Annotated in this window: 22 protein-coding genes; 13 read left to right on the top strand and 9 right to left on the bottom strand. The window is 39.4% G+C overall.

The genetic code is table 11. From position 1 onward, the window contains the following. Positions 1-215 precede the first annotated feature (215 nt). Both H5116_RS08455 and dgt read right to left on the bottom strand, forming a co-directional pair. Positions 216-1,859 carry a cell surface protein gene (locus H5116_RS08455; RefSeq protein ID WP_182715938.1) on the bottom strand — a complete coding sequence of 548 codons (1,644 nt, stop codon included), beginning with the start codon at positions 1,857-1,859 and terminating at the stop codon, positions 216-218. Positions 1,860-1,931: 72 nt separating this feature from the next. Continuing rightward, positions 1,932-3,398, bottom strand: a complete 1,467-nt coding sequence (dgt, locus tag H5116_RS08450; RefSeq protein ID WP_182715937.1) for a dGTPase — start codon at positions 3,396-3,398, stop codon at positions 1,932-1,934. Positions 3,399-3,560: 162 nt separating this feature from the next. Between dgt and H5116_RS08445 the strand changes: the two genes are divergently transcribed. Further along, positions 3,561-4,781 (top strand): alkaline phosphatase family protein, encoded by a 1,221-nt coding sequence (locus H5116_RS08445; RefSeq protein ID WP_182715936.1) that lies wholly within the window; start codon positions 3,561-3,563, stop codon positions 4,779-4,781. Positions 4,782-4,871: 90 nt separating this feature from the next. Here H5116_RS08445 and H5116_RS08440 read toward each other — a convergent pair whose 3' ends face one another. Together H5116_RS08440 and H5116_RS08435 are read right to left on the bottom strand one after the other, a co-directional pair. Continuing rightward, a complete protein-coding gene (locus H5116_RS08440; RefSeq protein ID WP_002959157.1) occupies positions 4,872-5,615 on the bottom strand; it encodes a zinc-dependent metalloprotease family protein in 744 nt (247 codons plus the stop codon). A gap of 120 nt (positions 5,616-5,735) precedes the next feature. Further along, on the bottom strand, positions 5,736-6,440 hold the full coding sequence (locus H5116_RS08435) for a hypothetical protein (protein ID WP_182715935.1): 705 nt from the start codon (positions 6,438-6,440) through the stop codon (positions 5,736-5,738). A gap of 378 nt (positions 6,441-6,818) precedes the next feature. Here H5116_RS08435 and H5116_RS08430 point away from each other — a divergent pair, with 378 nt between their 5' ends. Then, positions 6,819-7,976 carry a benzoate/H(+) symporter BenE family transporter gene (locus H5116_RS08430; RefSeq protein WP_182715934.1) on the top strand — a complete coding sequence of 386 codons (1,158 nt, stop codon included), beginning with the start codon at positions 6,819-6,821 and terminating at the stop codon, positions 7,974-7,976. Between the two features lie 114 nt (positions 7,977-8,090). On the opposite strand, the gene H5116_RS08425 is transcribed toward H5116_RS08430, so the two are convergent. The 5 genes from H5116_RS08425 to H5116_RS08405 all read right to left on the bottom strand — a co-directional run bounded on the left by H5116_RS08425 (position 8,091) and on the right by H5116_RS08405 (position 12,325). Beyond that, positions 8,091-9,140: a DUF2955 domain-containing protein gene (locus H5116_RS08425; RefSeq protein WP_024595851.1), complete on the bottom strand. Its 1,050-nt coding sequence runs from the start codon at positions 9,138-9,140 to the stop codon at positions 8,091-8,093. Between the two features lie 10 nt (positions 9,141-9,150). Continuing rightward, positions 9,151-10,215: an HlyD family secretion protein gene (locus H5116_RS08420; RefSeq protein ID WP_165723799.1), complete on the bottom strand. Its 1,065-nt coding sequence runs from the start codon at positions 10,213-10,215 to the stop codon at positions 9,151-9,153. Positions 10,216-10,223: 8 nt separating this feature from the next. Next, entirely contained in the window at positions 10,224-10,691 is a 468-nt protein-coding gene (locus H5116_RS08415) for a MarR family transcriptional regulator (RefSeq protein WP_024595849.1), read from the bottom strand. 133 nt (positions 10,692-10,824) lie between these two features. Continuing rightward, entirely contained in the window at positions 10,825-11,709 is an 885-nt protein-coding gene (locus H5116_RS08410) for a spermidine synthase (RefSeq protein WP_182715933.1), read from the bottom strand. Further along, the gene (locus H5116_RS08405) at positions 11,702-12,325 is read right to left on the bottom strand and encodes a fused MFS/spermidine synthase (protein WP_039488814.1); all 624 of its coding nucleotides are present in this window, start codon (positions 12,323-12,325) and stop codon (positions 11,702-11,704) included. Before H5116_RS08405 ends, H5116_RS08410 begins: the two co-directional genes overlap by 8 nt. Positions 12,326-12,493: 168 nt before the next feature. Between H5116_RS08405 and H5116_RS08400 the strand changes: the two genes are divergently transcribed. The 11 genes from H5116_RS08400 to H5116_RS08350 all read left to right on the top strand — a co-directional run bounded on the left by H5116_RS08400 (position 12,494) and on the right by H5116_RS08350 (position 22,758). Next, positions 12,494-14,575 (top strand): TonB-dependent siderophore receptor, encoded by a 2,082-nt coding sequence (locus tag H5116_RS08400; protein WP_182715932.1) that lies wholly within the window; start codon positions 12,494-12,496, stop codon positions 14,573-14,575. Positions 14,576-14,727: 152 nt separating this feature from the next. Beyond that, positions 14,728-15,381, top strand: coding sequence for a thermostable hemolysin (locus H5116_RS08395; protein ID WP_182715931.1), 654 nt, complete (start codon positions 14,728-14,730; stop codon positions 15,379-15,381). After that, positions 15,378-16,847, top strand: coding sequence for an AMP-binding protein (locus tag H5116_RS08390; protein WP_182715930.1), 1,470 nt, complete (start codon positions 15,378-15,380; stop codon positions 16,845-16,847). Before H5116_RS08395 ends, H5116_RS08390 begins: the two co-directional genes overlap by 4 nt. Beyond that, positions 16,840-17,529 carry a TenA family transcriptional regulator gene (locus H5116_RS08385; RefSeq protein WP_182715929.1) on the top strand — a complete coding sequence of 230 codons (690 nt, stop codon included), beginning with the start codon at positions 16,840-16,842 and terminating at the stop codon, positions 17,527-17,529. Before H5116_RS08390 ends, H5116_RS08385 begins: the two co-directional genes overlap by 8 nt. After that, positions 17,526-18,296: an SDR family oxidoreductase gene (locus H5116_RS08380; RefSeq protein WP_002959137.1), complete on the top strand. Its 771-nt coding sequence runs from the start codon at positions 17,526-17,528 to the stop codon at positions 18,294-18,296. The genes H5116_RS08385 and H5116_RS08380 overlap by 4 nt, the downstream gene beginning before the upstream one ends. A 21-nt stretch (positions 18,297-18,317) precedes the next feature. After that, a complete protein-coding gene (locus tag H5116_RS08375; RefSeq protein ID WP_182715928.1) occupies positions 18,318-18,965 on the top strand; it encodes a hypothetical protein in 648 nt (215 codons plus the stop codon). 7 nt (positions 18,966-18,972) lie between these two features. Next, positions 18,973-19,632, top strand: coding sequence for a response regulator transcription factor (locus tag H5116_RS08370; RefSeq protein ID WP_182715927.1), 660 nt, complete (start codon positions 18,973-18,975; stop codon positions 19,630-19,632). A 26-nt stretch (positions 19,633-19,658) separates the two neighbouring features. Further along, positions 19,659-20,972: an ATP-binding protein gene (locus H5116_RS08365; RefSeq protein WP_182715926.1), complete on the top strand. Its 1,314-nt coding sequence runs from the start codon at positions 19,659-19,661 to the stop codon at positions 20,970-20,972. Next, on the top strand, positions 20,965-21,318 hold the full coding sequence (locus H5116_RS08360) for a cupredoxin domain-containing protein (RefSeq protein WP_138490154.1): 354 nt from the start codon (positions 20,965-20,967) through the stop codon (positions 21,316-21,318). The genes H5116_RS08365 and H5116_RS08360 overlap by 8 nt, the downstream gene beginning before the upstream one ends. Further along, complete coding sequence (locus H5116_RS08355) at positions 21,305-22,045, top strand: iron transporter (protein WP_138490155.1); 741 nt, start codon at positions 21,305-21,307, stop codon at positions 22,043-22,045. The genes H5116_RS08360 and H5116_RS08355 overlap by 14 nt, the downstream gene beginning before the upstream one ends. Next, the gene (locus tag H5116_RS08350; RefSeq protein ID WP_182692991.1) at positions 22,042-22,758 is read left to right on the top strand and encodes a hypothetical protein; all 717 of its coding nucleotides are present in this window, start codon (positions 22,042-22,044) and stop codon (positions 22,756-22,758) included. Before H5116_RS08355 ends, H5116_RS08350 begins: the two co-directional genes overlap by 4 nt. Positions 22,759-22,880: the final 122 nt, after the last annotated feature.

Genomic DNA, 22,880 nt, shown 5'->3' with positions numbered 1-22,880 from the left:
TGCACTCATCGCGCCAACAAGTTGTAAGCTTATAAAACACTCTCAAGCTTGAATATTGCGCCAGGCGCTGAACTTGCTCGCGCAAGGAGCGAAGCTCCTAATTACTAAAGCGCATTTTAGGATGGGATAAGAGTGTAAGTAATACGGTAAAAAAGCAGTTAATTATTTAGTTACTAAAACAGCGCCTCAAATATGAGGCGCTACTTTAAAACTTACTATTTGGTTTGCATGTTTTTAGCGCGTTCTTCTGCATCTATTAATGCTTGCGATTTAGGCGCGCGTTTTTTCTCTTCTATTTTGGGTTTTTCAGTTGAGTCAGGATCCCAGCTTGAGTCTAACGATAAGTTAGCAAATGGATTGTTACTGTCTGCTTTTTTAGGCTCACTTTGTGGCTCATCAACTGGCGGTGTTGTTTGTGCTTGCTCAGGTGTTGCGCTTTGTTTTTTAGGCATCGGCTTTTCACCAGGTAATGGTGCATCTGGGTTAAATGTACGTACCTCTGGTTCTTTAAAGTCTTGCTCTGTTGTATATGTAGTCGATTGAGCGTCAGCTATTTGCTCTGGTGCGTGTAAATCTACAACCGGCTCACTCGCTGTTACTGGCTCAGGAGTACTAATAACCGGCTCTACAGTGTTGTGTTCGGCTTCTATTGGCGCAGGCTCCGTTACTTGCGCTGTATGGTGCTTACGTTGTTTTTTTACAGGCTTTGCATCTGGATCAAAGTCGCGTACTTCTGGCTCATTAAAGCTGCTGGCATTTTTAATACGCTCTAAGGTTGTTTTTGCTGCTGCTTCAAACTCGGCTGTATTAGGCTCAGGTTTTTGCTTTACTTCGTTAAACGTAGCGGTACTTGTTTGCTCTAAAGTATCAATTGAGTTAAGCGGTGTAGGCTCAATTTCGCTTGTTTGCACTTGTGTAGCTACGTTGTTTTGCTCATCTGAAATTTGCGGTGGTGTATGTTCAATATCAGCATTTTGTGTAGTGTTCGTAGGCTCTAAAGGCTCTTCATTTGCCTCTACGCTGCTCTCAACTGATTTATTATTTTGAGTTACTTCGTTGATGACGACAGGCTCAATCTCTGGCTCTTTTGTAGTTTCAGGTTTAGCTGGCGTAGCAATTTTTTCTGATTTAACTTCAGGTGGAGCCGCTATAGTCGGTTCTGCCATCACTTTACTTTGTTTTGCACGGCGCAGGCGCACGACTATCATAGCGCCAATAAGTACCACTATAACAAGTATTAAAGTGGGTAAAAGTAACGAGCTTGGGCTTTGTGCTATAGGTTGCGGCGCAATAACTGGCGCTGGTTTAGTTAACACCGGTGCTGGTTTTACAGGTACAGACTTTTCAGGCGTAGGTTGAACGTTTTGCTCTGGCGTCGCCGGTTTTACTTGCTCTATTGCGGCTTCGTTTTTTTGCTCTGTAACTACTTGCTCGGGTACTGCTGTTGTTGGCTCTGCATCAATTACTATTTCGTTACTATTGGTATTTAGCTGATCGTTAATTTGTTGTTTTTGATCATCAGTTAAATTAAGTGTTTGCTCGTTGATGCTATTTTTAACAGCTTCTTCAGTGAGTTGTATTACAGGGGCAGGTTCAACAATTTTAGGTTGTGGCTGAGTAATAATAGTCGGCTCAGGCTCTATTATTTGGGGCTTAGGTTGTGCTTGAATTTCTTTTGGCTTATTACAGTTATTTTTGTAATCACGCGCAGCTTTACGGTATTTTTGACTCGCTTTATTATTACTATTTTGCTGCATTTCTTGTTTAATTAAAATGCACATAGCTTCGTTGTATGCAGCACTTTGCGCACTATAAAATAAGGCAAAGCAAAGGGTAAATCTAATTAGTTTTGATATCATGAAGTTATGCGCGCTTAAATATTAATAGTTTGATTTTAAGCGCAAAATTAAAAATTATCCAGAGTAATACGACTAATCAATAACCATAAGGCTGCGATATTCATCGTAAGCAAATTGGTCGGTCATACCGCTTATATAATCTTGAATTAATCTACAGCGATAATAAAATTCATACGCCGCAAAGTGATCGGGCTCTTCTTGTATCGCATCTATTGCGTGTTGGTAACTGTTTAAGTGCTTTTTAGAGAGCTTTTTAACAAGTCGCGACTCTATTAATAAACGTGAATCGCCATTTAGTGCACGCTTAAAGTCATCCTTGTTTAGTAGCAGTAATGGTTTATAGCAATCGAGCAAACCATTAATTATTCTATAACCTTGCAGCTCTAATTTTTCGACTTCTTTATTTGAAAAAACATGCTCAAGTGCAACTTGCTTTAGCATTTTGGTTACAGCGTGTAGATGACTTCTATCTTCTAAAAGTGCTTGGTTAAAATCGCCATGATAAATAGGTTCTATGTTCTCAATAAAGCGTTTTGCAGCATGTCCAACTAGCGGATGTAAAAGTGCTACGCGCAGGTATATAAAAAATTCGCTGTTAAAATTATACGGTTGTGCTTTGGCGCGTTCATGTGCGTAGTCAACTGCTTTATCTACAAAAGTTTGGTGCTCTGTGTCGTCTATTGTTAGGTTTATGAGTGCCTTTTTATAATGACTTTTAAGCTGTGTACATAAGAATTCGGTGCTTATGATCCCTTTTTCAACAGCATCCTCTATATCGGCTAGGCAATACGAAATGTCGTCGGCGGCTTCCATTATATAACTTGCTGGATGGCGGCAATATGGCTCAATAGTGAGCTCTTTTTGTAGCGCTTCAACAAAGTTTTTTTCGCTGTAGTAGTAACCCACTTTCTTCATTAAGTAGTTTTTATTTTGCGGTATATCTTTTGTATCAAGCCCTGCAGGTCGAGTGTATTTTAAAATACCAGCACTTTGGCTGTAAGTTAAATTAAGCGTTTGCAACGAATGAATTATACGTATGCCTTGAGCGTTGCCTTCAAAGTTACAAATATCAAGCGCAAGGTGTTTAAAAACAACACCTATACCGGTATTGGGCTCTTTGCAGCGCTCGGGTGTTACGCTTGCTAGGTTGTTATTAAACCAGTGGTTTATTGCAGCTTCGCCAAAATGTCCAAACGGTGGGTTGCCTATATCGTGCATTAGGCAGGCCATTTCTACTAAGCTTTCCAGGGGGCGTTCTAGGTCGGTTAAGCCGTAATCTTTTTGTTGTTGGTAGCTTAAATTTGCAAAAATACGTTGCACTATAAAACGACCAACCTGTTGTACCTCAAGCGAGTGAGTTAAGCGCGAACGAACAGCTGCGTTACGCTCAAGCGGAAACACTTGGGTTTTTTGCTGCAGCCTGCGAATAGCGGCACTGTTAATAATACGGCCACGGTCGCTTTCTAGCGCCATTTGTAAGTTGGAGGTTGTGCGGTACATTCGTGCTGGCGTTATTTTTTTACTAAAATCTATGGTCATCTTTATACTTATCCTTTTTACAATTGATGACTGGCATAGTTTTTAGCACATAGTCATTTGTCTTTAATATACAGGGTTTAATCTATCAGTTTGTATCATAAAGTAACAACTTGCTTTAAAATAATTTTTTAAGTAATTGTTGTGCATTTATAGGTGTTTATAATGAAACAGTGGATTTTAAAGGCAGTATCAATTTGCCTAATGTTAGGAATGAACAGCGCATTTGCTGCAAAAGAGCAAACTGTGGTGCTTGTATCAATTGATGGCCTGCGTTGGGATTATATTGAAAAACACGGTGCGCCAAATTTAAAAGCAATGGCCGAGCGCGGTGTTCGCGCACAAAAACTAATACCTGTTTATCCGACAAAAACATTTCCTAACCATATTTCTATTATTACGGGCTTATTGCCGGTAAACCATGGCATTGTTGATAATAGCTTTTGTGATAAAGCGCGTAAAAACGACTGTTACAGCATGGGCAAAGCATTGGGCGATAGCACTTGGGTGAAGGGGATTCCGCTTTGGAATTTAGCAAAAATGCAGGGACTTAAATCGGCTACTTATTTTTGGCCTGAGTCAGATGCATTATTTAACGGCATGACACCAGATTACTTTTATCACTATTCTAAATACAGCGATTACCAAAGCCGTGTTGATCAAATTATTCAGTGGTTAAGTTTACCAAAAGCACAGCGCCCGCGTTTTATTGCGAGTTACTTTTCGCTAGTTGATAGCATGGGCCATGAGTTTGGACCAGACGCACCACAAACGCGAGATGCAGTTAAACAGCTTGATGAATTAATGGGGCAATTACAAACTCGCTTAAGTAAATTAGAGCAAGAGGTAAACTTAGTTATTGTCTCGGATCATGGTATGGCGAGTATAGATCCAGATAAAAGTATTGATGTAACCACACTGCCTCAAGATGAAAACTTTTTAGTTAAAAACACCGGTCCACGTTTACTCATATACACTCAACCCGATGCAATAAATGCGGATATAGCCGGCTATAAAGCTCGTTTACAAAAAGCAGCAAACGGTCGTTATATAGTATTAACTGACGAGCAGTTAGCAGCGTACCATTACAATAAAGGCACTCGCGTAGGCGATATTGTGGTGCAAACTACAGCGCCAGCGGTATTTACCAATGGTAAAAAACCAACCTATTTAGGGACTCACGGTTATGCATATACCGAGGATATGGCAGCATCATTTATTGCTGTAGGCCCTGCATTTAAACAAGGTATAAGCCTTAAAGAAGTGAGTAACCTTGATATCTACCCAGTACTTGCAAAAGTGATGGGGCTTAAATTGTTAAACAAAGTAGATGGCAATGGTAAAACATTAATGCCAGCAATTAAGCAAAAAGTGGTTGTGCATTAGCTTAATCTATAAGAGCGCGTAAGCGCTCTGCAGGGAAGAACATATTAAAACTTTAAAGTGGGCTATTTAGCCCACTTTTTAATGCGCTACTTATTTAAAGTTAGCAATACTTGTTTTTGTAGCAGTAACCGTGCGAATTGCATACGCTTGGTTTGTAATACCAAATGCAATACCGTTTACACTCCAGTTAGGGTTAGAGAAGTAATCGTACTGAGTTGCACTACCGTAAACGTGCGGGTAAGCCATAATACTTGCAAACTCATTTTGTACGCCATGACCCATGCCATCTACATATACACCGCCAGATGTGTCACCTTGTTTACGTGAATGCGCTAAACCTTGGTTATGACCAAGTTCGTGTACAAATGTAGTTGCACCACAATCAATTGCAGTGATTGAGTACATACGGCTGCTCATTGAGCTATATAGATTGCCATTAGTGCCTTGGCCAACCCACGCTAAACCACATGAAATAAGCCCATTGCCAGCACTTTGGCCAGTACCTAATACGGCAATCATGTCGGCTTTCCAATCGCTGCGTAAACCATCTACGTAGCTGCTATTTGTAACCGAATCTAACCAATCCTCAGACGGCGTTACTGCGTAGTCACCTAAGTTTTGTTTGCCAGCTAAGCGTAGTGTTATATCAACGCCATTTTGGCTATATACCTGATTACTAAAAGCAATTAGTTGATTTATTTTAGTGTCAATATTACTAGTTGCGGCAGCTGATTGGTCGGTATATAAAATACCGATATCGATTGTTTCTGCTTGTGCAACACTTGCTGCACATAATGCCGCAGCCAGTGCTGTTGTTGTGATTACTTTTTTCATTATTGTATTTCCTTACTCTTGTTGTGGTTGGAACTGTTTTTAATTTGGTTGAGATCATAAAAAGCAGACACACTAAAGCTGCCTTATAGTGCGGCTTTAATTGCTTTTTATATTTTTTGGTTAGCCATCAATTTTTGGTGCAAATATATCGATGCTTTTATCTGATTTGGGTTTTGGTGCGGTTACTTCATGCTCTATGTGGCTTTTATATAAATCGCGTTTTGCTGCAATCCATCCGTACTTACCTTTACTTTCGAATACATAGTTGCCAGAAGGTGCAGTAAATTGGCCATATACGGCATCTTTACCTACCGTTAAAACGGTATTATGCATGCGACCGTCAACACCCACTATTTTACCAAATATGCTCTTATCGCCATTTTCAGACTCAACCACATTAGTCACTTCTGCGGTGAATGTTTCGGCTGTTTGCGGAATAGCTAAATCAAAGTTTTCGCCAGTTTCTAACGCCTGTAAAGAATTTAAATCAAACTCAATATAGGCCTCGTTATGTAAGTCAGTCGGTAAAACTTTTGCATTTATAAGCACTTGCTTTGCTTTGTCTGATAGGCGATTTACGGCATCAAATTCTTCAAACGCTAAATTGTTGTCAGGGGCAGCAATGGGTTTAACAGTAATTGGATCTTTACTCATATCAATAGGTGCAGGGGGATGCGTATTGCGCGTTTTTTGTAAATCAATAGGAACAAAATCAATAGCAACAGGCGCGATAGGTTCGCCCGTTTCATCTGCATTAAAAAATAGCCCATAAACTGCAAATGCCGATAATGGTATAGCAATTAGTAAGACGACAGATCTCTTCATTTGTTTCTCTTTTAGTGTTTTTGGTTAACTATTTGTTACGTTTTATATTATTAAATGGATTAGATCAAGATAATAAATGTAACCGAAAAGAATTATTTCTTAATTTTATAATTCCTTATAAAATATAAGGATATTTATTTTTGGTGTGTTTTTTGCTCTTTTTAGTATTGGTTTTTAGTAGTGTTTACGCGGGCTTTGGCGCAGTTGTAGGTACTTGTTTGTTTAGTTAAATACAATGGTTAAAAGTGACTTTTTGACGTTAATTACAATGAAAAATAAAAAGTGAATTTATTTCACCTTTTGTAAACCAATCGCTAATTGCAATGTAATTATTGGGCACGTATGTTGTGAGCTGCATAAATGCATTACGAGGAATTTATGAAGGTGTCTGATCAGTTGCTTAACCGAATTACAGCAGGACTTGTGGCTGTAATTATTGGTTTTTCGAGTTCTATTGCATTAATTTATCAGGTAGTGATAACCCTTGGTGGTACGCCCGATTTAGTAGCTAGTTGGATTTTAATACTCGGTTTAGTGATGGGCACAACGTCAATTGGTTTATCGTACTATTACAAAGTACCTGTTTTAATTGCGTGGTCTACCACGGGAGCTGCATTACTTATTTCAAGTGCCCAAGGGTATAACTTAAATGAGGCTATTGGCGCGTTTATGCTCAGTGCATTGCTCGTGTTTTTGTCGGGGGTTACGGGCTGGTTTGAAAAAATAATGAACCGTATTCCAAGTGAGCTTGCATGCGCCATGTTGGCCGGCGTGCTTGTTACCTTTGGTATCGATGTGTTTAATTTTATGAACGACATGCCTTTAGTAATTGGCTTAATGGTTGTTATGTACTTTATTGGTAAACGCTTTTTTGCCCGCTTTGCTATGTTAAGCGTGCTTATTATAGGTGTATTACTCGCTTGGCAAATGGGTCATATTGATATCAGCGCACTGCACTGGAAAATGAGCGAATTTGCTTATATTGAACCCGCTTTCCACTTGCAAGCATGTATTAGTATAGGTTTACCACTTTATATAGTTACCATGACTTCGCAAAATTTACCGGGTATTGCGGTTTTAAAAGCACATAAATATAAAGCGCCTATATCTGCATCTCTTAATGTTACTGGCTTTGTAAATATGCTTAGCGCTCCTTTTGGAGCCTACTCTATTAATTTAGCCGCTATTACCGCAGCTATATGTATGAGTGATGAGGCGGATAAAAATCATGATAAACGTTATTGGGCGAGTATAGCGGCTGGCGTATTTTATATTTTAATGGCGCTGTGCGCAGCTACATTAGTTGGCTTGGTGGCAAGTTTACCGCAGGCTCTTATTTTAGCTTTGGCGGGCATTGCGCTATTTGGCACCATTGCTAATAGTTTGCAGCAAGCCCTTAGTCGTACTGAATATACTGAGGCCGCAATAGTCACTTTTTTAGTAACTGCATCTAACTTAACATTGCTTTCAGTGGGGTCTGCTTTTTGGGGGATTATAGCCGGTGTGCTAACGCTTATTATCACCAGGAAAGACTAAAAACTGTGAATATGTAAAGCGAAATTATTGCTCATATAGATGATTAAAATAGTTTAACCAAGCTTATTAAAAAGGCTGCAATTGCAGCCTTTAGTTTTACATAACAGGGTTTATCTAATCATAAGTATGATGGCGAGTTACGCTAAACCGATTAAGTATGTGGTGCATAACATACACAACACATAAGCTTAAGATTATAGCCACAGATACCGAACTAAACCGGTACATTGCACTATAAACAAGATCTTGGCCTGGCCCGAGTGAATTTCCAAACAAAATACCAAATGTAGTCAACACACCAAAACCAATGCCAGGTATGCCTCCGCCTAAAATATGAAAGCGCGCAAAAACAAACGAAAGTATCCATAAAATAGCCATCGGAAAAAGTAAAAAATCAGAGTGACTATACAAAAATAGTTGCGATAGTAACGCTGCATTACAGCCTATAAGCGTTCCAATTGCTCGCTGCCAACCGGCCATACCTGCGGCTTTCCAGCACAACGAAAATAAAATAAGCACAGAAGCTGCCTGCGCAGATATTGAGTCTTGTAAATCAAGAACCTGAAAAACAACAAAAGAGAGCGTAGCCACGGTTGAGCATAACAATACCTCATGGCGAATACTTTCTTTTGCTTTAGCTGGCATTACTCGCCCAGGCCTTGCGGTTACATCAGGAAATAGGCCATGCATTAATGCTCCAATAATAACGGTTAAAAATATAGCCAAACCATTAGTTAAGATTAACGGATAAATACTGCTTCCTTGATCAACATAGCTGGAAAAATGTAGCTGAATAGAAAGACTGATCACGCCTAAAGCGCCAAATAAAAAGGCACTACCGCTACTCATTTTATGAAATAAAAAGCAGAAAACACCAAACACTAACAATGTCATAACGACTGGTAAGTGAGAAAATAATCCCTGCATTATCAGCACTATAAGTGCGCTAAATGCAGCAGATGCTATAAATTGATTTATAAGCCCACGACTTAACGTAGGTACCATGCCCAATATCAACATAGGATAAACGGTAAAAAATATACCATTGGGCCAGTTCATTAATTCACTAATAGTAAAGCCAAGGGTACACCCACCTGCAATGCGCAGTGCTTGGCGAAGGCCATTGGAGTCTAATTGTGGGCCTTGGCTAACAATTTGAGTCATAAAGCCTCCATTAATAAATGTAGTGTAACCAGCTAATAAACCTGATTTGTGCAGAGCCAAACCATTGCCCAATTGTTGATTCTGGTAATAATTGTACTGTTGCACGTGACCCGCTTGGCATGTTTGCTATTAAGTCTTGATGATTAATGAGCTTTAAGTGAATGCGTTGACGCTGTGCATCACGCACCCAACGATTACTGGTTTCTGTTGTACTTAGTAAACCATTAGCACTAAGTTGACCACTGCTAACGCCTGCTTCAAATGTTTCAAGTATTGCGTCGTAAACTTCACCTGGACGGCTATCAAATACTACGCGCGCTTGGGTGCCTTGCTTCATATTTGTGAGTGACTTTTCTCTAAAGTCGGCAACTAAATCTGCCTTTTTAGCAACAATAGCTAATAACGGGCTGCCTGCAACTGCGTATGCGCCGTTTAATAATTGTAAGTTAGCAACTACGCCGTCACTTAATGCGCGCACTTTTGTGTAGGATAAATTTAGCTCAGCTTGCGCTAACTGGTTAGCAGCGTGGCGCATGGCTAAGTTTTTGTTCCCTGAGTCACCTCTAGCTAAAACCGCTTCAGCTAACTGCGCTTCAAGGGCTGCAACATTTGCTTTACTCGCTTCAAAATTAGCACGAATGCTTTCAAGTTCTTGCTCCGATATAGACTTTTGCTTATAGAGCTTTTCGCCTCTGCTTTTTAATAGTTTTTGCTCATGCTGTTTAGCGTTTGCAGCACTTATTTGTGCCTCAAGCGCTTTAACATTGGTATCAAGGCGTTTATTTTGTAATTTGGCATCATCAAGGGCGAGTTGAGCTTGTTCTTTAGCTAAATTATATGGGCCTTCATCGATACTAAATAATATATCGCCTGCTTTAACTGATTGGTTATTACTAACTTGCACACTAGTGACTCGGCCACTAATTTGCGGTGATATTTGCACAACAGGGTGATAAACACGTGCTTGTGGTGTCACAGGCAAAACCATATCGGCCACTAAATAGTAAATAAATACTAAGATAAACCCTATGAGAGAAAACCTTACATAGCGTGCAAACTTTTGATCCGGTGTCATTTTTAGCCTTACTTATTAACTTGAATACATTTAAGGGCGTTTTGCTCTATTTTGATCAAACCAAATGCAATCGCATCTAGTTGCTCAACAGATAAACCGCTGTATAACTGATTTTTTATATCGGAAATAGTCTCTTGCAATGAATGTAAAATGGCATCACTTTGCTCAGTAAAATAGAGTCTTTTACTGCGCTTATCATGTTTGTCTACACGGCGAACAATTAACGATTGCTCCTCTAATTGCTTAAGCGTACGAGTCAATGAAGGCATTTCTATCCCTAAGCTATTAGCAAGCTCAAGTTGTGTTAGTCCCTCACCACGCATACTAATATGCATTAGTGCAGTCCAGCGCGATTGAGTAAGCCCTAAAGGCTCAACTGCAATGGTTACCGCTTCGCGGCATAAGCGATGAACTCGGCCCATATTACCGATAACAGTTAAATCGAGTGTTTCGTGAAAAGGTTTGTGTGTAGGCATAGCCATCCCAACATAGTTAGCAAGCTAACTATTTTATCATTACTTAGCTTGCTAAGTAAATATATGAAAGAGTGGGAAATGGTAAAATATTTGCTAAACCTCACTTGTAGAAATGGTGAGGTTTAGCAGGAGTTTAAAAGTTAAGTAAATTAGCAGGGGAGTATTGATCGGTAAGTACTTTTGTATGTGCGGGCCAATCTTGGTCGTTTTTAGTAAATTGCATAAATTGGCTAATCGCTTTTATGTCTATACCGTATTTTACTAATTTAGGGGCGAGAGCATTTACACGCGTGTTAATTTGCGCTTCGCTCGGCATTGATTTAAGTCCCGCTAAAATAATACGATTACTACGATTTTCGCGACTTACATTTATAAAGTCGCCAAATACAGCGTGGTAAGTTGCCGACTCATGCTGATAAAGTTTACTACTTGAAAACGTATTTGCAGCTATAACACCGCCTTCGGCTAATACGCTTTGTACTTCTTCAAAAAACTCTTTAGTAAGCAAATGCTCCGGAATATAGTCGCCGTTAAATGCATCCAAAATAATCCAATCGTACTTTTGTTTTTTAATTGCGGCACGTTTTATAAAAATACGGCCATCTTGCACGCTTGATGTCACTAAATCGTTTTCTATAAAGTTAAAGTAATCGCGTGCAACTTTAGTTACTGCGGGATCTATTTCAACATTATGAATTTTTGCAGTGGGGTATAGCTCATGAATAACGTTAGAAAGCGTACCGCCTCCTAATCCTATAATAAGTACATTTTTAGGATTATCGGCTACTAAAAGGCTCGCAAAAGTAAGTTTAGTGTAATTAAAAACAAGTTTGTCGGGATTGTTTTTATACATACAGCTTTGGCTTGTTTGGCTACTTTTAGTATTAAATTTAAGGCAACGTAAGTCGCTCGTTTCTTCAACAATAATATTGCGATAAAGCGAGCGCTCTTCGTGGATAACTTTACTGCACGCAAAACCCGAAAATGCAATTAACGGCAGTAGTAGATATTTAAGCATGAGCAAGCTCCTTATTATTAGCCAAGGTATTAATTACAATCGCGACTAAACCCAGTGACCCAAGCGTTAGAGCAAAGGCGCTAATAATTGTATTTACGTCAAACGCGAGTACAAAGTAAAACGAGGTAATTATAGTACCCAGTGCACTGCCAAGCGTACTTACAAAGTATAAACGCCCAGCGACTTGGCCGCTTTTATCGCTATCGGTTACCAGTAAGCGGACAGAGTAGGGCGAGATCATGCCTAAAATAACGGTAGGTATAAAAAATAAAGCAGTTGACGCTAAGAGCGAGCCGTAGCGGCTATCTTCAATATGGGTAAATATAAATTCCATTATTGGCTGCGAAAATAATGTAATAGGCACCACCATAATGCTGGCTATTAAAAATATTAAACCATATTTGGTAAGTGATGCATTTTTAGTGCTGAGTTTACCGCCAAGTAAATACCCAAAAGATAAACTAAGCATAAATACTGTAATTATACTGCCCCAAATATGTACGCTACTACCAAAAAAAGGGGCGAGAATTCTCCCTCCTAAAAGTTCAATCCCCATAATGCAAAAACCGCTGCAAAAAGCTAAAAAGTAAATTAACGCGTTTGTTTTTATGCTCATGTAATTATCGTTATGTAACTTAAGTAGAACACTATACTAACGTGATGACACGGCAGTCGCTAGTGCATTAATTAATCGCTCAGTGATTTTTTAAAAAGAAGTTTTGTTATAAAGTAACACATGCTACAATTTTGTTATACTATAACACTTGCTTAGTTAATCAATCACATGAAGTACTCTTTAATTTATTTAGCCTGCCTAGGAATTAGTGCGCCCAGTATTGCGCAAGATCAAAAAGAAGAAATCGAAAAAATATCTGTCACTTATAAACAAGCTTATCGCGGTGATATTCCTCAAAAGCAAATGCCACAATCTATAGTTAGTATTAATAGTGCTGAGCTTAATAAAAAAGGAATTACTCAACTACAAGATGCGCTTGATTTTTCAGCTAGTATTTCACGTAAAAACAATAGCGGTGCATTGTGGGATAGCTTTTCTATTCGTGGCCTTTCGGGTAACGAAAATATGCCATCGGGCTATTTAGTTAATGGCTTTAGCGGTGGGCGTGGTTTTAGCGGCCCGCGTGATGTATCTAACATTGATTACATTGAAGTACTAAAAGGCCCAGGTTCAGCACTTTATGGGCGATCAGAGCCAGGCGGGACTGTAAATATTGTAACTAAAAAGCCACAGTTTGATTCACAAGGTGAGCTAAAACTAAGCTTAGGCAGCGACAGTTTTAATCGCGTTGAAGGCGATTACACCAGCGGCATTAACGATACCACCGCGTTTAGAATAAATGGCGCATGGCAAGATAGTGACAGCTACCGCGATGAGGTATACACCAATAAAAAGGTGATTACGCCGTCTATATATCATCAAATAAACGCATCGACCAGTGTAACTTATGAGTTTGAATACGTAGATTTAGCTCAGCTATTCGACCGTGGTATTGTTGTACTCGATAACGATTTTGACACCCTACCAAGCTCGCGCTATTTAGGTAACCCAAACGATGGAGATACGCAGGTTTACTCTCGAGGCCACCAAATTACGTTAAATCACGATATTAACGAGGAATGGTCACTCGTTGTAGGTGCAAATTATCGAGACTCTAGCTTAACGGGTTTTTCGTCAGATGCAGAACTTGCACCGTCACGCCAATCGTTATTTGACGATGGCCGCACACTTACCCGCCAGCAGCGCTATCGCGACTACGAAGTAGAAGATTTAAGTGTAAAGTTTGAAGTTAGTGGAAGTTTAGATACAGCCGGCATTTCGCATCATTTATTAATAGGTATTGATGCATATAAATACGATTTGCACACGGCGCTTTCTCGTTATCGTGGCGGTAATGGCACTTATACTATTGATATTTTTGAGCCTGATTATTCTGGTGAACGTCCTGCTGTTTCGCTACTTTATGAAAATGATGAAGAGCAAAACGCTTACGGTATTTACATTCAAGATCAAATGGATATCACTGATAAGTTTAAACTTTTACTTGGCCTTAGATTTGATAGCGTAGACCAAGATATTTTAGAAACCAACAGCGGTGTATTTTCAACCAGTTCTGAGAGCCAAATAAGCCCACGCGTTGGCGTAGTGTACGAACTAAATAATACAATAACCTTTTACAGCAGTTACTCTGAAGGCTTTTTACCACTGAGCGGTACTGATGCAAACGGCGCCCCGTTTGGCTTTGAGTACAGCGACTCGTTTGAAGTTGGTGCTAAGTTTGAATACTTAGGTGTAAACGGTACTGTGGCACTTTTTGATGCTTCTAAAAGTAATATGTTAGTGGCAGATCCAGTAAACGTTGGTTTTTCGGCTCCCATTGGTAAAGCTGATAGCAAAGGGTTTGAGCTTGATTTAAATACCTATATTACCGATGCAACAGCATTTAACTTATCGTACGCCTATATAGATGCCACCACAGCAAACGACATTATTAATGCCGATTGGGGCGTGCCAATAGAAAAAGGCAGCCCACTGGTAAATGTACCAAAAAACAATCTAAACCTTACACTTAGCCATCAAACAGCATTAATGGGTAAAGAGCTTGAATTTGGTGCAAGTTACCAATATACCAACAGCCGCCTAGGTGATGCCGCAGATTTGAGCTTTAGACTACCAAGTTACCAATTGGTCGGCCTGTTTGGTCAATTAAATCTAACAAATAAAACAGAATTAAATGTGAGTATTAATAACATTTTTAATGAAGACTATGCTCAAAGTAGTTACAACGCTTTGTGGGTTTATCCGGGGGCGCCTACGCAATTTAAAATGTCGATAGCTTATAATTTTTAATAGCTTAGCTTATTAAGCTTTTAAACGGTTTTCATCCTAAAGCGTCTTAATTTAATAATTAAGGCGCTTTTTTATTTAAATTAAGGTTTCTTAAGTTTTCTTTAAGTTTCGCTCGCTAAGTTACAAACATACACTTTATATGAGCGATGTTTATGCAATTAGCACACCTACCTTCATCACCCGTTTATATTCAAAATAACTCACGCTTTGTTAGTGCTCGCATTAATGATGAGCATAGAAGTGCGTTAGAAAACACAGTTAAAGAAGGGTTTTTAGTCGCTTACAACGCCACGCTTACCTCTTTTATGCCATTACTTTGCCAATATACGACAAACGAAGGGCAATGCACATTGGGTTTAAGGCAAGCAACAGCTCCTCTATTTATAGAGCAATACTTAGCACAGCCCATTGAGCATTTTTTACCTGAGAACACTCAGCGTAATAAAGTATTTGAGCTTGGCAATCTATGCTCTACACATCGCAAAGCAACGCTTGGGCATTTTATTGTTGTTAATGAAGCCCTGAAAAGTGTAGGAGCAAAACATTTAGTATTTTGCGCCACTAAAAAAGTACGTGCACTGCTGCGCTTATTAGGCGTTAACTGCACTGAAATTGCTGTGGCAAACAGTTTTGTTGTGGAGCATCCGCTAAGTTGGGGAAGTTACTACGCTAATCAGCCTACCGTATGCGTTGTGAGTTTAGAGCAAGCTCACCAACAAGTATTAAATACCCCAATGCTTTATAGTTTGATGCAGCAAAACCACTCAAATATCAATTCTTTGGTAAATGCGTTGGTGAACGTATGAATTACTATAATACCCATGCAATATCGCCATTAATTATTGCTTATAATAAAGAACAAACACTTGAAATTAACGGGGATGAGTTTAACCAGCAAATACAAAAAGTAGTAAAAATACTACATAGCTTTAACGGCAAATGTATCGCTTATAAGCTCGATAATACGCCAGCTTGGCTTGTTATTGATGCCGCTGCTGCAGTTTCTAATAAAGTGGCTGTGCCAATTGCTCACTTTTTTAGTGAACAACAAACTCAATATGTACTAGCTCAATGTGGCGCTAATGTATTTATGAGCGACACACTAAACCCTTTATTTGGGGAGCCGGCTGCATCAATTACTTTATTTGAGTGTTACACATTATATATTTACGAAATCGTTGTAGCTAACCCCGGCAGTTATTTTCCAGAAACTCAAAAAGTAACATTTACGTCAGGATCAACCGGGCAACCAAAGGGCGTGTGTTTATCTGCAAAGAGTCAAATGCAGGTAGCACAATCTCTGTGCGATAAAATTAACATTAAAAAGCCTGTTCATTTGTGTTTATTACCACTTGCTGTATTGCTTGAAAATATAGCCGGTGTGTATGCCCCTTTAAAAAGTGGCGGTACAGTGCATTTAATGCCGTTAAATGAATTAGGCTTTGTTGGTACTGCATTAAAACAGCCCGCACAGCTTATTGCTGCGATTGATAAAGTTAAGCCAAATACGCTTATTTTAGTGCCTGAACTATTAGCATGCTTAGTTACTTTTGCAGAAGATGGTTGGCAACCGCCTAGTTCGTTACAGTTTATTGCCGTAGGTGGTGCGCGTGTCAGCGAAATGCTAATAGTTAAAGCGCGTAGCTTAAACTTACCGGTTTACCAAGGTTATGGACTTTCTGAGGCGGCATCTGTCGTTAGTTTAAATACACCCACAAACGATAACATCCACAGTGCCGGCTCTGTGTTACCTCATATTCAAACCAAAATTGAAAATGGTCAGCTTTTTATAAAAGGCGATTTGTTTTTAGGTTACTTAAACCATCAACCTCACGACAAAAACCAGTGGTATGCAACTGGCGACTTGGTCGAACAGCATCAAAATACCTTATTTATTAAAGGCCGATTAAAAAATCTAATTATTACCAGTATGGGGCGCAATATCAGTGCCGAGTGGCCTGAATCACTATTACTCAGTCAAAGCGGTATTTTACAAGCGGTTGTGTTTGGTGAGGGGCGACCTTTTCTCAGTGCCATTATTTACGCCGATACAAAGCTAAGTAACCCAGCGTTAGCTCAATACGTTAACGAAATTAATAAACAACTACCCGACTATGCTCGAATTCAAAAGTGGCATCGTTTAGCTGCCCCATTCAGTGTGCAACAAGGATTATTAACAACAAATAATCGCCCAAAACGAGATGCCATAAGTAAGCAGTACCATGCTGTATTTGATCAATTTTACCGACTTGGAGAAGTAATTAATGAGTGATTTTTTTAACACCCTTAAAGAGCAAACTAAACAAGAGCAAAACTATCTGCTTACAGCGCCTATTATTCAGCGTGTTTTTAAAGGCGAAGCATCACTTGAAGAATACGCCTCGTTTTTAGCGCAAGCGTATCACCATGTTAAGCACACCGTGCCATTAATGATGTCGGTTGGTGCACGATTAACCGACGATCAAGAATGGCTGCACGAAGCCGTCGCAGAATATATTGAAGAAGAGATTGGTCATCAAGAGTGGGTACTTAATGACATTGCAGCATGTGGTTTTGACAAAGAAACAGTACGGTGTAGTCAGCCGCAATTTGCTACCGAAATGATGGTGTCGTATGCGTACGACTCCATTGCACGTAAAAATCCGTTGAGCTTTTTTGGCATGGTGCATGTGCTTGAAGGCACTTCTATAGCGCTTGCTGATGGCGCGGCTTCAAACATTGCAAATGCTGTGGGCTTACCTAAAAAAGCATTTAGTTATTTAACCTCTCACGGCGCGCTTGATATAGAGCATGTAAAGTTTTTTGAAAACCTAATGAATCAAATAACAGACGAGACGGATCAACAAGCCATAATTCATGGTGCAAAGCGCTTTTATCGTTTATACGGCGATATATTTCGTGGACTCGATGACGAACCATTTTTTAAAGCAAGTGTACAAGGCAAATTGGTATGAGTAGTTCTTTGTGTGTGCTCACTGGTGCAACAGGCGGAATAGGGCAAGCGATTGCTAAAGCCCTATATGCAAAAGGGTGGAAGTTACTACTTGTAGGGCGAAATACCCAAGCCCTTGAAAAACTGAGCCGTGCATGCCCAGACAGTGAAATATTTACGGGCGATTTAACCGACGATACAACACGTATTAACCTAGCAATAAAAGCCAAGCAACTCGGCGGCGTTAAATTACTTATTAATAACGCAGGTATAAATACAATGCAAAGCCTTGAGCACACAAGTAATGAGCAAATAGATAATATGCTCATTACTAATTTGTCGGTGCCTATTAAATTATGCCAGCTATTTTTAGGGCAGTTAGCGTATACCAAAGGCACTATTGTTAACGTGGGATCATCGTTTGGCAGTATTGGCTACCCGTTTCAAACGCTTTATTGCGCCAGTAAATTCGGTTTACGTGGCTTTACAGAAGCGCTCTCTCGTGAGCTTAACGGCTCAGGCATTAAAGTGACCTATTTAGCACCAAGAGCAACAGATACATCTATTAATAGCAGTAAAGCGCGGGCAATGAATAAAGAGCTCGGCAATAAAATGGACTCGCCAGAATTAGTTGCTCAAGAGTTATTAGCTCTTATAAGTTCAAACCAAACAAGGCGCTTTATTGGTTTTCCTGAAAAATTATTTGCACGCATAAATGGCGTATTCCCAAGCGTTGTTGATAACGCTATTGCAAAGCAACTTCCTAAAATTAAACGTTTTTTAAGTTAACAAACACACAAGGGCAAAATTATGTATAAATTTACACTCGCATTTTATTTAATACTAACCTCTGTATTTGCAACTGCAGTAAACGCAGATGAAGCGCAAGACTTAACCGATATTCAACAAAAGTGGGCAATTGCTAATTACGAACTTGAAGGCGATGCGCAAATAGACGCGTTTACGCAACTAAGTGAGCAAAGCGCATTATTTGTTAAAAACTATCCAAGCTCAGCGCAAACACATATTTGGAATGGCATTGTGTTAGCCAGCTTTGCTGGCGCAAAAGGGGGCTTGGGCGCACTTGGTTTAGCAAAAGAAGCAAAAGCGTCACTCGAAAATGCACTCTCGATTGATGGCACTGCATTAAATGGCTCAGCTTACGCAAGCCTTGCAACGCTTTATAGCAAAGTACCTGGTTGGCCAATTGGTTTTGGTGATGACGACAAAGCTGAAAAATTATTTAAACAAGCGCTCGCTTTTAATCTCGAAGGCATTGATACTAATTACTTATACGGTGAATACTTGTATGACGAAGGCGATTATAAACAAGCTAAAGCACGACTACTCGTAGCACAAGCTGCTGGGATTCGTGATACTCGGGCAAAAGCAGATAAATATCGTCAACAAGCAATAAGTCAGCTATTGGCAAAAGTAGATAAAAAATTAAAAAGATAAACAGATAATGCATTTATTACTCGTTGAGGACGATCATTTAGTGGCGCAAGGGCTTATTCGCTCTTTGCGCCAAGAGAGCTACAGCGTAGAGCACAGTGGCACAGTAAAGCACGCCTTAGAGTGCCTTTCTAGTGGTGAGATTGAGCTTGTTATTCTCGATTTAGGATTGCCTGATGGCGACGGCTCGCAAGTTTTAAAGCATATTAAAGCGCAAAAAAAAGTAATACCGGTGGTTATTTTAACTGCTCGCGGCAGTATTGATGACAAAGTCCAAGGGCTCGATATGGGGGCAGATGATTACCTTGCAAAGCCGTTTGACCCCGCTGAGCTATTTGCTCGATTACGTGTAGCAAGTCGGCGTATTAATCAAACACAATCAAGCTTATTACGCTGTGGTGATGTAGTAATGGATACTTCTGCTCATACAGTTAAACTAAGTGGGCAGTCACTTACACTACCTCGAAAAGAATACATGCTTTTAAAAGCGCTAATGGAAAATCAGGGAAGGGTACAATCAAAACAACAACTCGAAAACAAACTTTACCAATGGGGTGAAGAAGTTGGCTCTAATGCCATAGAGGTGCATATTCATCATCTTCGTAAAAAATTCCCTAGTGATTTTATTAAAACCTTACGTGGCATTGGCTACGTGGTTGGTAAGCGTTAGAGTGTATTTGTTTTTCGAGGTTGAAAATGTCTATTCGTAAACGTCTGACCTTAATTTTACTTTCAATGATGGTGCTAACTTGCTTTTTAGCATTAGTAAAAGGCTATCAAAAAAGTATGCACCACGGCGAAAGTTTGCTTGATGATGAACTTAAAATAGTAGCTGGCGTTTTAATTGAGCAACCATTGGCACTAAGCACAGATGCAGTACAAGTAAGTAATAATAGCGCTCAGTTGTTGTATCAAATTTGGCAAAATAATAATTTACTTAGTGGCTCATCGAGTTTAACGAATAACCAAATTAGTTTTAGCGAGGGCTTTCAAACGGCCAATGTAGCAGGGCAGCGTATGCGGGTATTTGTGATGAGTAAAAACACCCGTAAAATCATCGTTGCTGAACCTATGGCAAAGCGTTTTGAATTAGCTGAAGCCGTTATTTTATCTGCAATGTTACCTATGCTATGGGCAGTCCCTCTGCTTGCTATTTTTATTAGCTTTTTTGTTAAATACGCATTAGCCCCTCTTACTCGATTATCTAAGCAGTTGGCGTCTCGCCAAGCTAACGACTTTACGCCAATTAACTGGCAAGTAACTGACGAAGAAATTAAACCTGTTATTAATCGTTTAAACGACTTATTTAAACGCGTAGAAACAGCCTACTTACGGGAGCGCTTTTTTGCCTCAGATGCAGCTCACGAATTACGTACTCCACTTAGTAGTTTAAAAATTAATGTACATAATTTGGCTAATAAACAAAGTAATCTGCAAGACCATCAAGAACTCCAAGCAATGTCACAAGGCATTAATCGCTTAAGTAATATTGTTGAGCAAATGCTAATTTTAGGACGCACTCAGCCTGAACAATGGCAGAGGCAATTTAGCGAACAATCATTGCTAACGATTACTCAGCAAGTCGTATCGGAGCAATACGACAAAATAGATGAAAAAAACCAAACCATTAGTCTTGAAGGCGATGACTTTATTATTGATGGTGATGAGTTTACATTAACCACACTCATCGCTAATTTACTTAGCAACGCCATAAAGTACACACCCAAAAATGGTCAAATTATAATTAAATTAGTATCAAGTAATAACGGCTTTAGTTGGCAAATTGATGATTCTGGTGCGGGTATGACTGAAGAGCAAAAAGAGCGAATATTCAATCGTTTTTATCGCGTAGGTGGCGATCAGCATCCATCAGGCGAGCGAGGTGCCGGTTTAGGTATGGCGATTGTTCAACACATAATTGCTATTTATGGCGCAACTATTCATTTAGCGAATAGCCCTTTAGGCGGACTAACCGTTAAGGTTACTTTTACAGGAGTGAAAAGTGACTAAACGTTTATTTAATCGGTGCCTTTGTTGTTTGCTATTTTTGTCGTTCAATGCGGCGAGTAAAGAGTACCTTATTATTTTAAAAGATCATTTGTTTTATCCCTCGCAAATTACCATTCCCGCGAATAAAAAAGTAAAACTATTGATAGAAAACCAAGATAGCACACCAGAAGAGTTTGATAGCTTTGATCTAAACAGAGAAAAAGTACTCTACCCAAACCGTAAAAGCATTATTTATATAGGGCCGCTTAGTAAAGGGTATTACGAATTTTTTGGTGAGTTTTCGCCCAATACAGCAAGGGGCGTTGTAATAGTTGGTGATGAGGAGGCGCAGCATGCTAATAACTAGTTTAGTCATGAGTCTTAATCAATTGCTACCTGTGGCTATTTTATTAGTGCTACTACAAGTGGTTAAAAAACAAAGCGCTTTAAAAATAGGATCTGCTTTACTAATTGGCGCGCTCATGTCGTTTATGTACATGCAGAGTGCATCATGGGTGAGCCAGTGGTTTGAACATCAAGGGCTAGAGTACTCACAAATAGGGCTATGTATTACTATATTTATAGCCGTATTAGTATTTGCAATAAAACAAAAATCAGCGGCTTTTTATATTGCTGTTATAAGCACAATAACATTGTATTTAAGCCACTATATTATTTACCTCACCAGTTTTTGGCAAAGTAATGATGCAGGGCAAAGCTTATTTATTGGCACTTTATTAGGTGTTGGAATTTGTTTAAGTTTTAGCGTATTGCTGTACTTTTTAATGAATGCAATTAAGCACCGCTTTGGTATGTATCCGCTTTTTACTTTGCTTGCTTTTAACAGCGCGGCTAAGTTATTAGTTGCACTGGATTTGGCAAGCCAAATAGACTTAATTACCAACACCGCAACCGTGTGGGATTTACGCGATGTATTAAGCGAAAACTCTGAGCTCGGGCGCGTACTGCGTGCTCTTGTTGGTTACGAGGCTACCCCTGATCTAATGAGTGTACTTATATATAGTACTAGTAGCGTGATATTTTTATCACTTTGTTATGTTATTTCGGCTTCAATATCTAAGGAACGTGTATGAAAGCACTCAACCTATATTTAGCGCTTAGCTTTACCGTTTTTTGTTTGTTGGTACTTTCAATCCCAGCAAAGGCCGATGGAATTGTTGTTGATAAGGTATATCACCCCTATGTTTTACCTTTTGAGCGAGAGTTTGAATGGCGGTTAGTGTCGCACCAAACAGATAGTGGCAACATACTAGCGCAGCGTTTGGGTGGTGGCGGTGCTATTAACGATACAATGGCACTAGAAGGTTATTTAGTTGGTGAGCGAGATGACAACGGCGACTTTGGTTTAGAAGCTTATGAGCTTGAACTACGCTGGCAATTAATTGAGCAAGGTAAATTATGGGCTGATTGGGGGGCATTATTTGAGCTTGAAAAAAAACATAATGAAGATGTGTATGAAGCAACTTCGGGTTTTGTGATCGAAAAAGAGTTTGGCAAAACAAGCTTAACTATGAATGCTTTTTTGGTTTACGAGTGGGGGCAGGATATACAAAATGAATGGGAAAGCGAGTTTAGAGCGCAATATCGCTATCGATATCGTTCTGCTTTTCAGCCATCTATTGAGGTGTACGTAGGAGAAGACTTTGTTGGCATAGGGCCTGGGTTTATAGGTTTGCAGCGTTTTGATGGACAAAAGCAGTTAAAATGGGAAGCGGGTTTTATCACTGAGATAAGCCAATCAGAAAAAAATCATAGTTTTAGGCTCGCATTAGAATTTGAATTTTAATAACCAAGGAAAGCGGTTTTGGTTGTTTATCACTCTGATTATAGATAGGTACTTGACATATTTTAAAAAATCTATATAGTGGGCTGCAGCTAGAAAGAAAGCATGTAAGCTATAAATCTCCA

Origin of the sequence: Pseudoalteromonas sp. SG45-2 (assembly GCF_014164115.1) — a bacterium.
GTDB classification, from domain to species: Bacteria; Pseudomonadota; Gammaproteobacteria; order Enterobacterales; family Alteromonadaceae; genus Pseudoalteromonas; species Pseudoalteromonas distincta.
The sequence above is the reverse complement of the archived record's forward strand: the minus strand, read 5'-3'. Positions and strand labels throughout refer to the sequence as shown.

Bases quoted from the DNA above. Each gene is read 5' to 3' on its own strand.
- H5116_RS08455 (WP_182715938.1), bottom strand. From the start codon at position 1,859: ATGATATCAAAACTAATTAGATTTACCCTTTGCTTTGCCTTATTTTAT.
- dgt (WP_182715937.1), bottom strand. From the start codon at position 3,398: ATGACCATAGATTTTAGTAAAAAAATAACGCCAGCACGAATGTACCGC.
- H5116_RS08445 (WP_182715936.1), top strand. From the start codon at position 3,561: ATGAAACAGTGGATTTTAAAGGCAGTATCAATTTGCCTAATGTTAGGA.
- H5116_RS08440 (WP_002959157.1), bottom strand. From the start codon at position 5,615: ATGAAAAAAGTAATCACAACAACAGCACTGGCTGCGGCATTATGTGCA.
- H5116_RS08435 (WP_182715935.1), bottom strand. From the start codon at position 6,440: ATGAAGAGATCTGTCGTCTTACTAATTGCTATACCATTATCGGCATTT.
- H5116_RS08430 (WP_182715934.1), top strand. From the start codon at position 6,819: ATGAAGGTGTCTGATCAGTTGCTTAACCGAATTACAGCAGGACTTGTG.
- H5116_RS08425 (WP_024595851.1), bottom strand. From the start codon at position 9,140: ATGACTCAAATTGTTAGCCAAGGCCCACAATTAGACTCCAATGGCCTT.
- H5116_RS08420 (WP_165723799.1), bottom strand. From the start codon at position 10,215: ATGACACCGGATCAAAAGTTTGCACGCTATGTAAGGTTTTCTCTCATA.
- H5116_RS08415 (WP_024595849.1), bottom strand. From the start codon at position 10,691: ATGCCTACACACAAACCTTTTCACGAAACACTCGATTTAACTGTTATC.
- H5116_RS08410 (WP_182715933.1), bottom strand. From the start codon at position 11,709: ATGCTTAAATATCTACTACTGCCGTTAATTGCATTTTCGGGTTTTGCG.
- H5116_RS08405 (WP_039488814.1), bottom strand. From the start codon at position 12,325: ATGAGCATAAAAACAAACGCGTTAATTTACTTTTTAGCTTTTTGCAGC.
- H5116_RS08400 (WP_182715932.1), top strand. From the start codon at position 12,494: ATGAAGTACTCTTTAATTTATTTAGCCTGCCTAGGAATTAGTGCGCCC.
- H5116_RS08395 (WP_182715931.1), top strand. From the start codon at position 14,728: ATGCAATTAGCACACCTACCTTCATCACCCGTTTATATTCAAAATAAC.
- H5116_RS08390 (WP_182715930.1), top strand. From the start codon at position 15,378: ATGAATTACTATAATACCCATGCAATATCGCCATTAATTATTGCTTAT.
- H5116_RS08385 (WP_182715929.1), top strand. From the start codon at position 16,840: ATGAGTGATTTTTTTAACACCCTTAAAGAGCAAACTAAACAAGAGCAA.
- H5116_RS08380 (WP_002959137.1), top strand. From the start codon at position 17,526: ATGAGTAGTTCTTTGTGTGTGCTCACTGGTGCAACAGGCGGAATAGGG.
- H5116_RS08375 (WP_182715928.1), top strand. From the start codon at position 18,318: ATGTATAAATTTACACTCGCATTTTATTTAATACTAACCTCTGTATTT.
- H5116_RS08370 (WP_182715927.1), top strand. From the start codon at position 18,973: ATGCATTTATTACTCGTTGAGGACGATCATTTAGTGGCGCAAGGGCTT.
- H5116_RS08365 (WP_182715926.1), top strand. From the start codon at position 19,659: ATGTCTATTCGTAAACGTCTGACCTTAATTTTACTTTCAATGATGGTG.
- H5116_RS08355 (WP_138490155.1), top strand. From the start codon at position 21,305: ATGCTAATAACTAGTTTAGTCATGAGTCTTAATCAATTGCTACCTGTG.
- H5116_RS08350 (WP_182692991.1), top strand. From the start codon at position 22,042: ATGAAAGCACTCAACCTATATTTAGCGCTTAGCTTTACCGTTTTTTGT.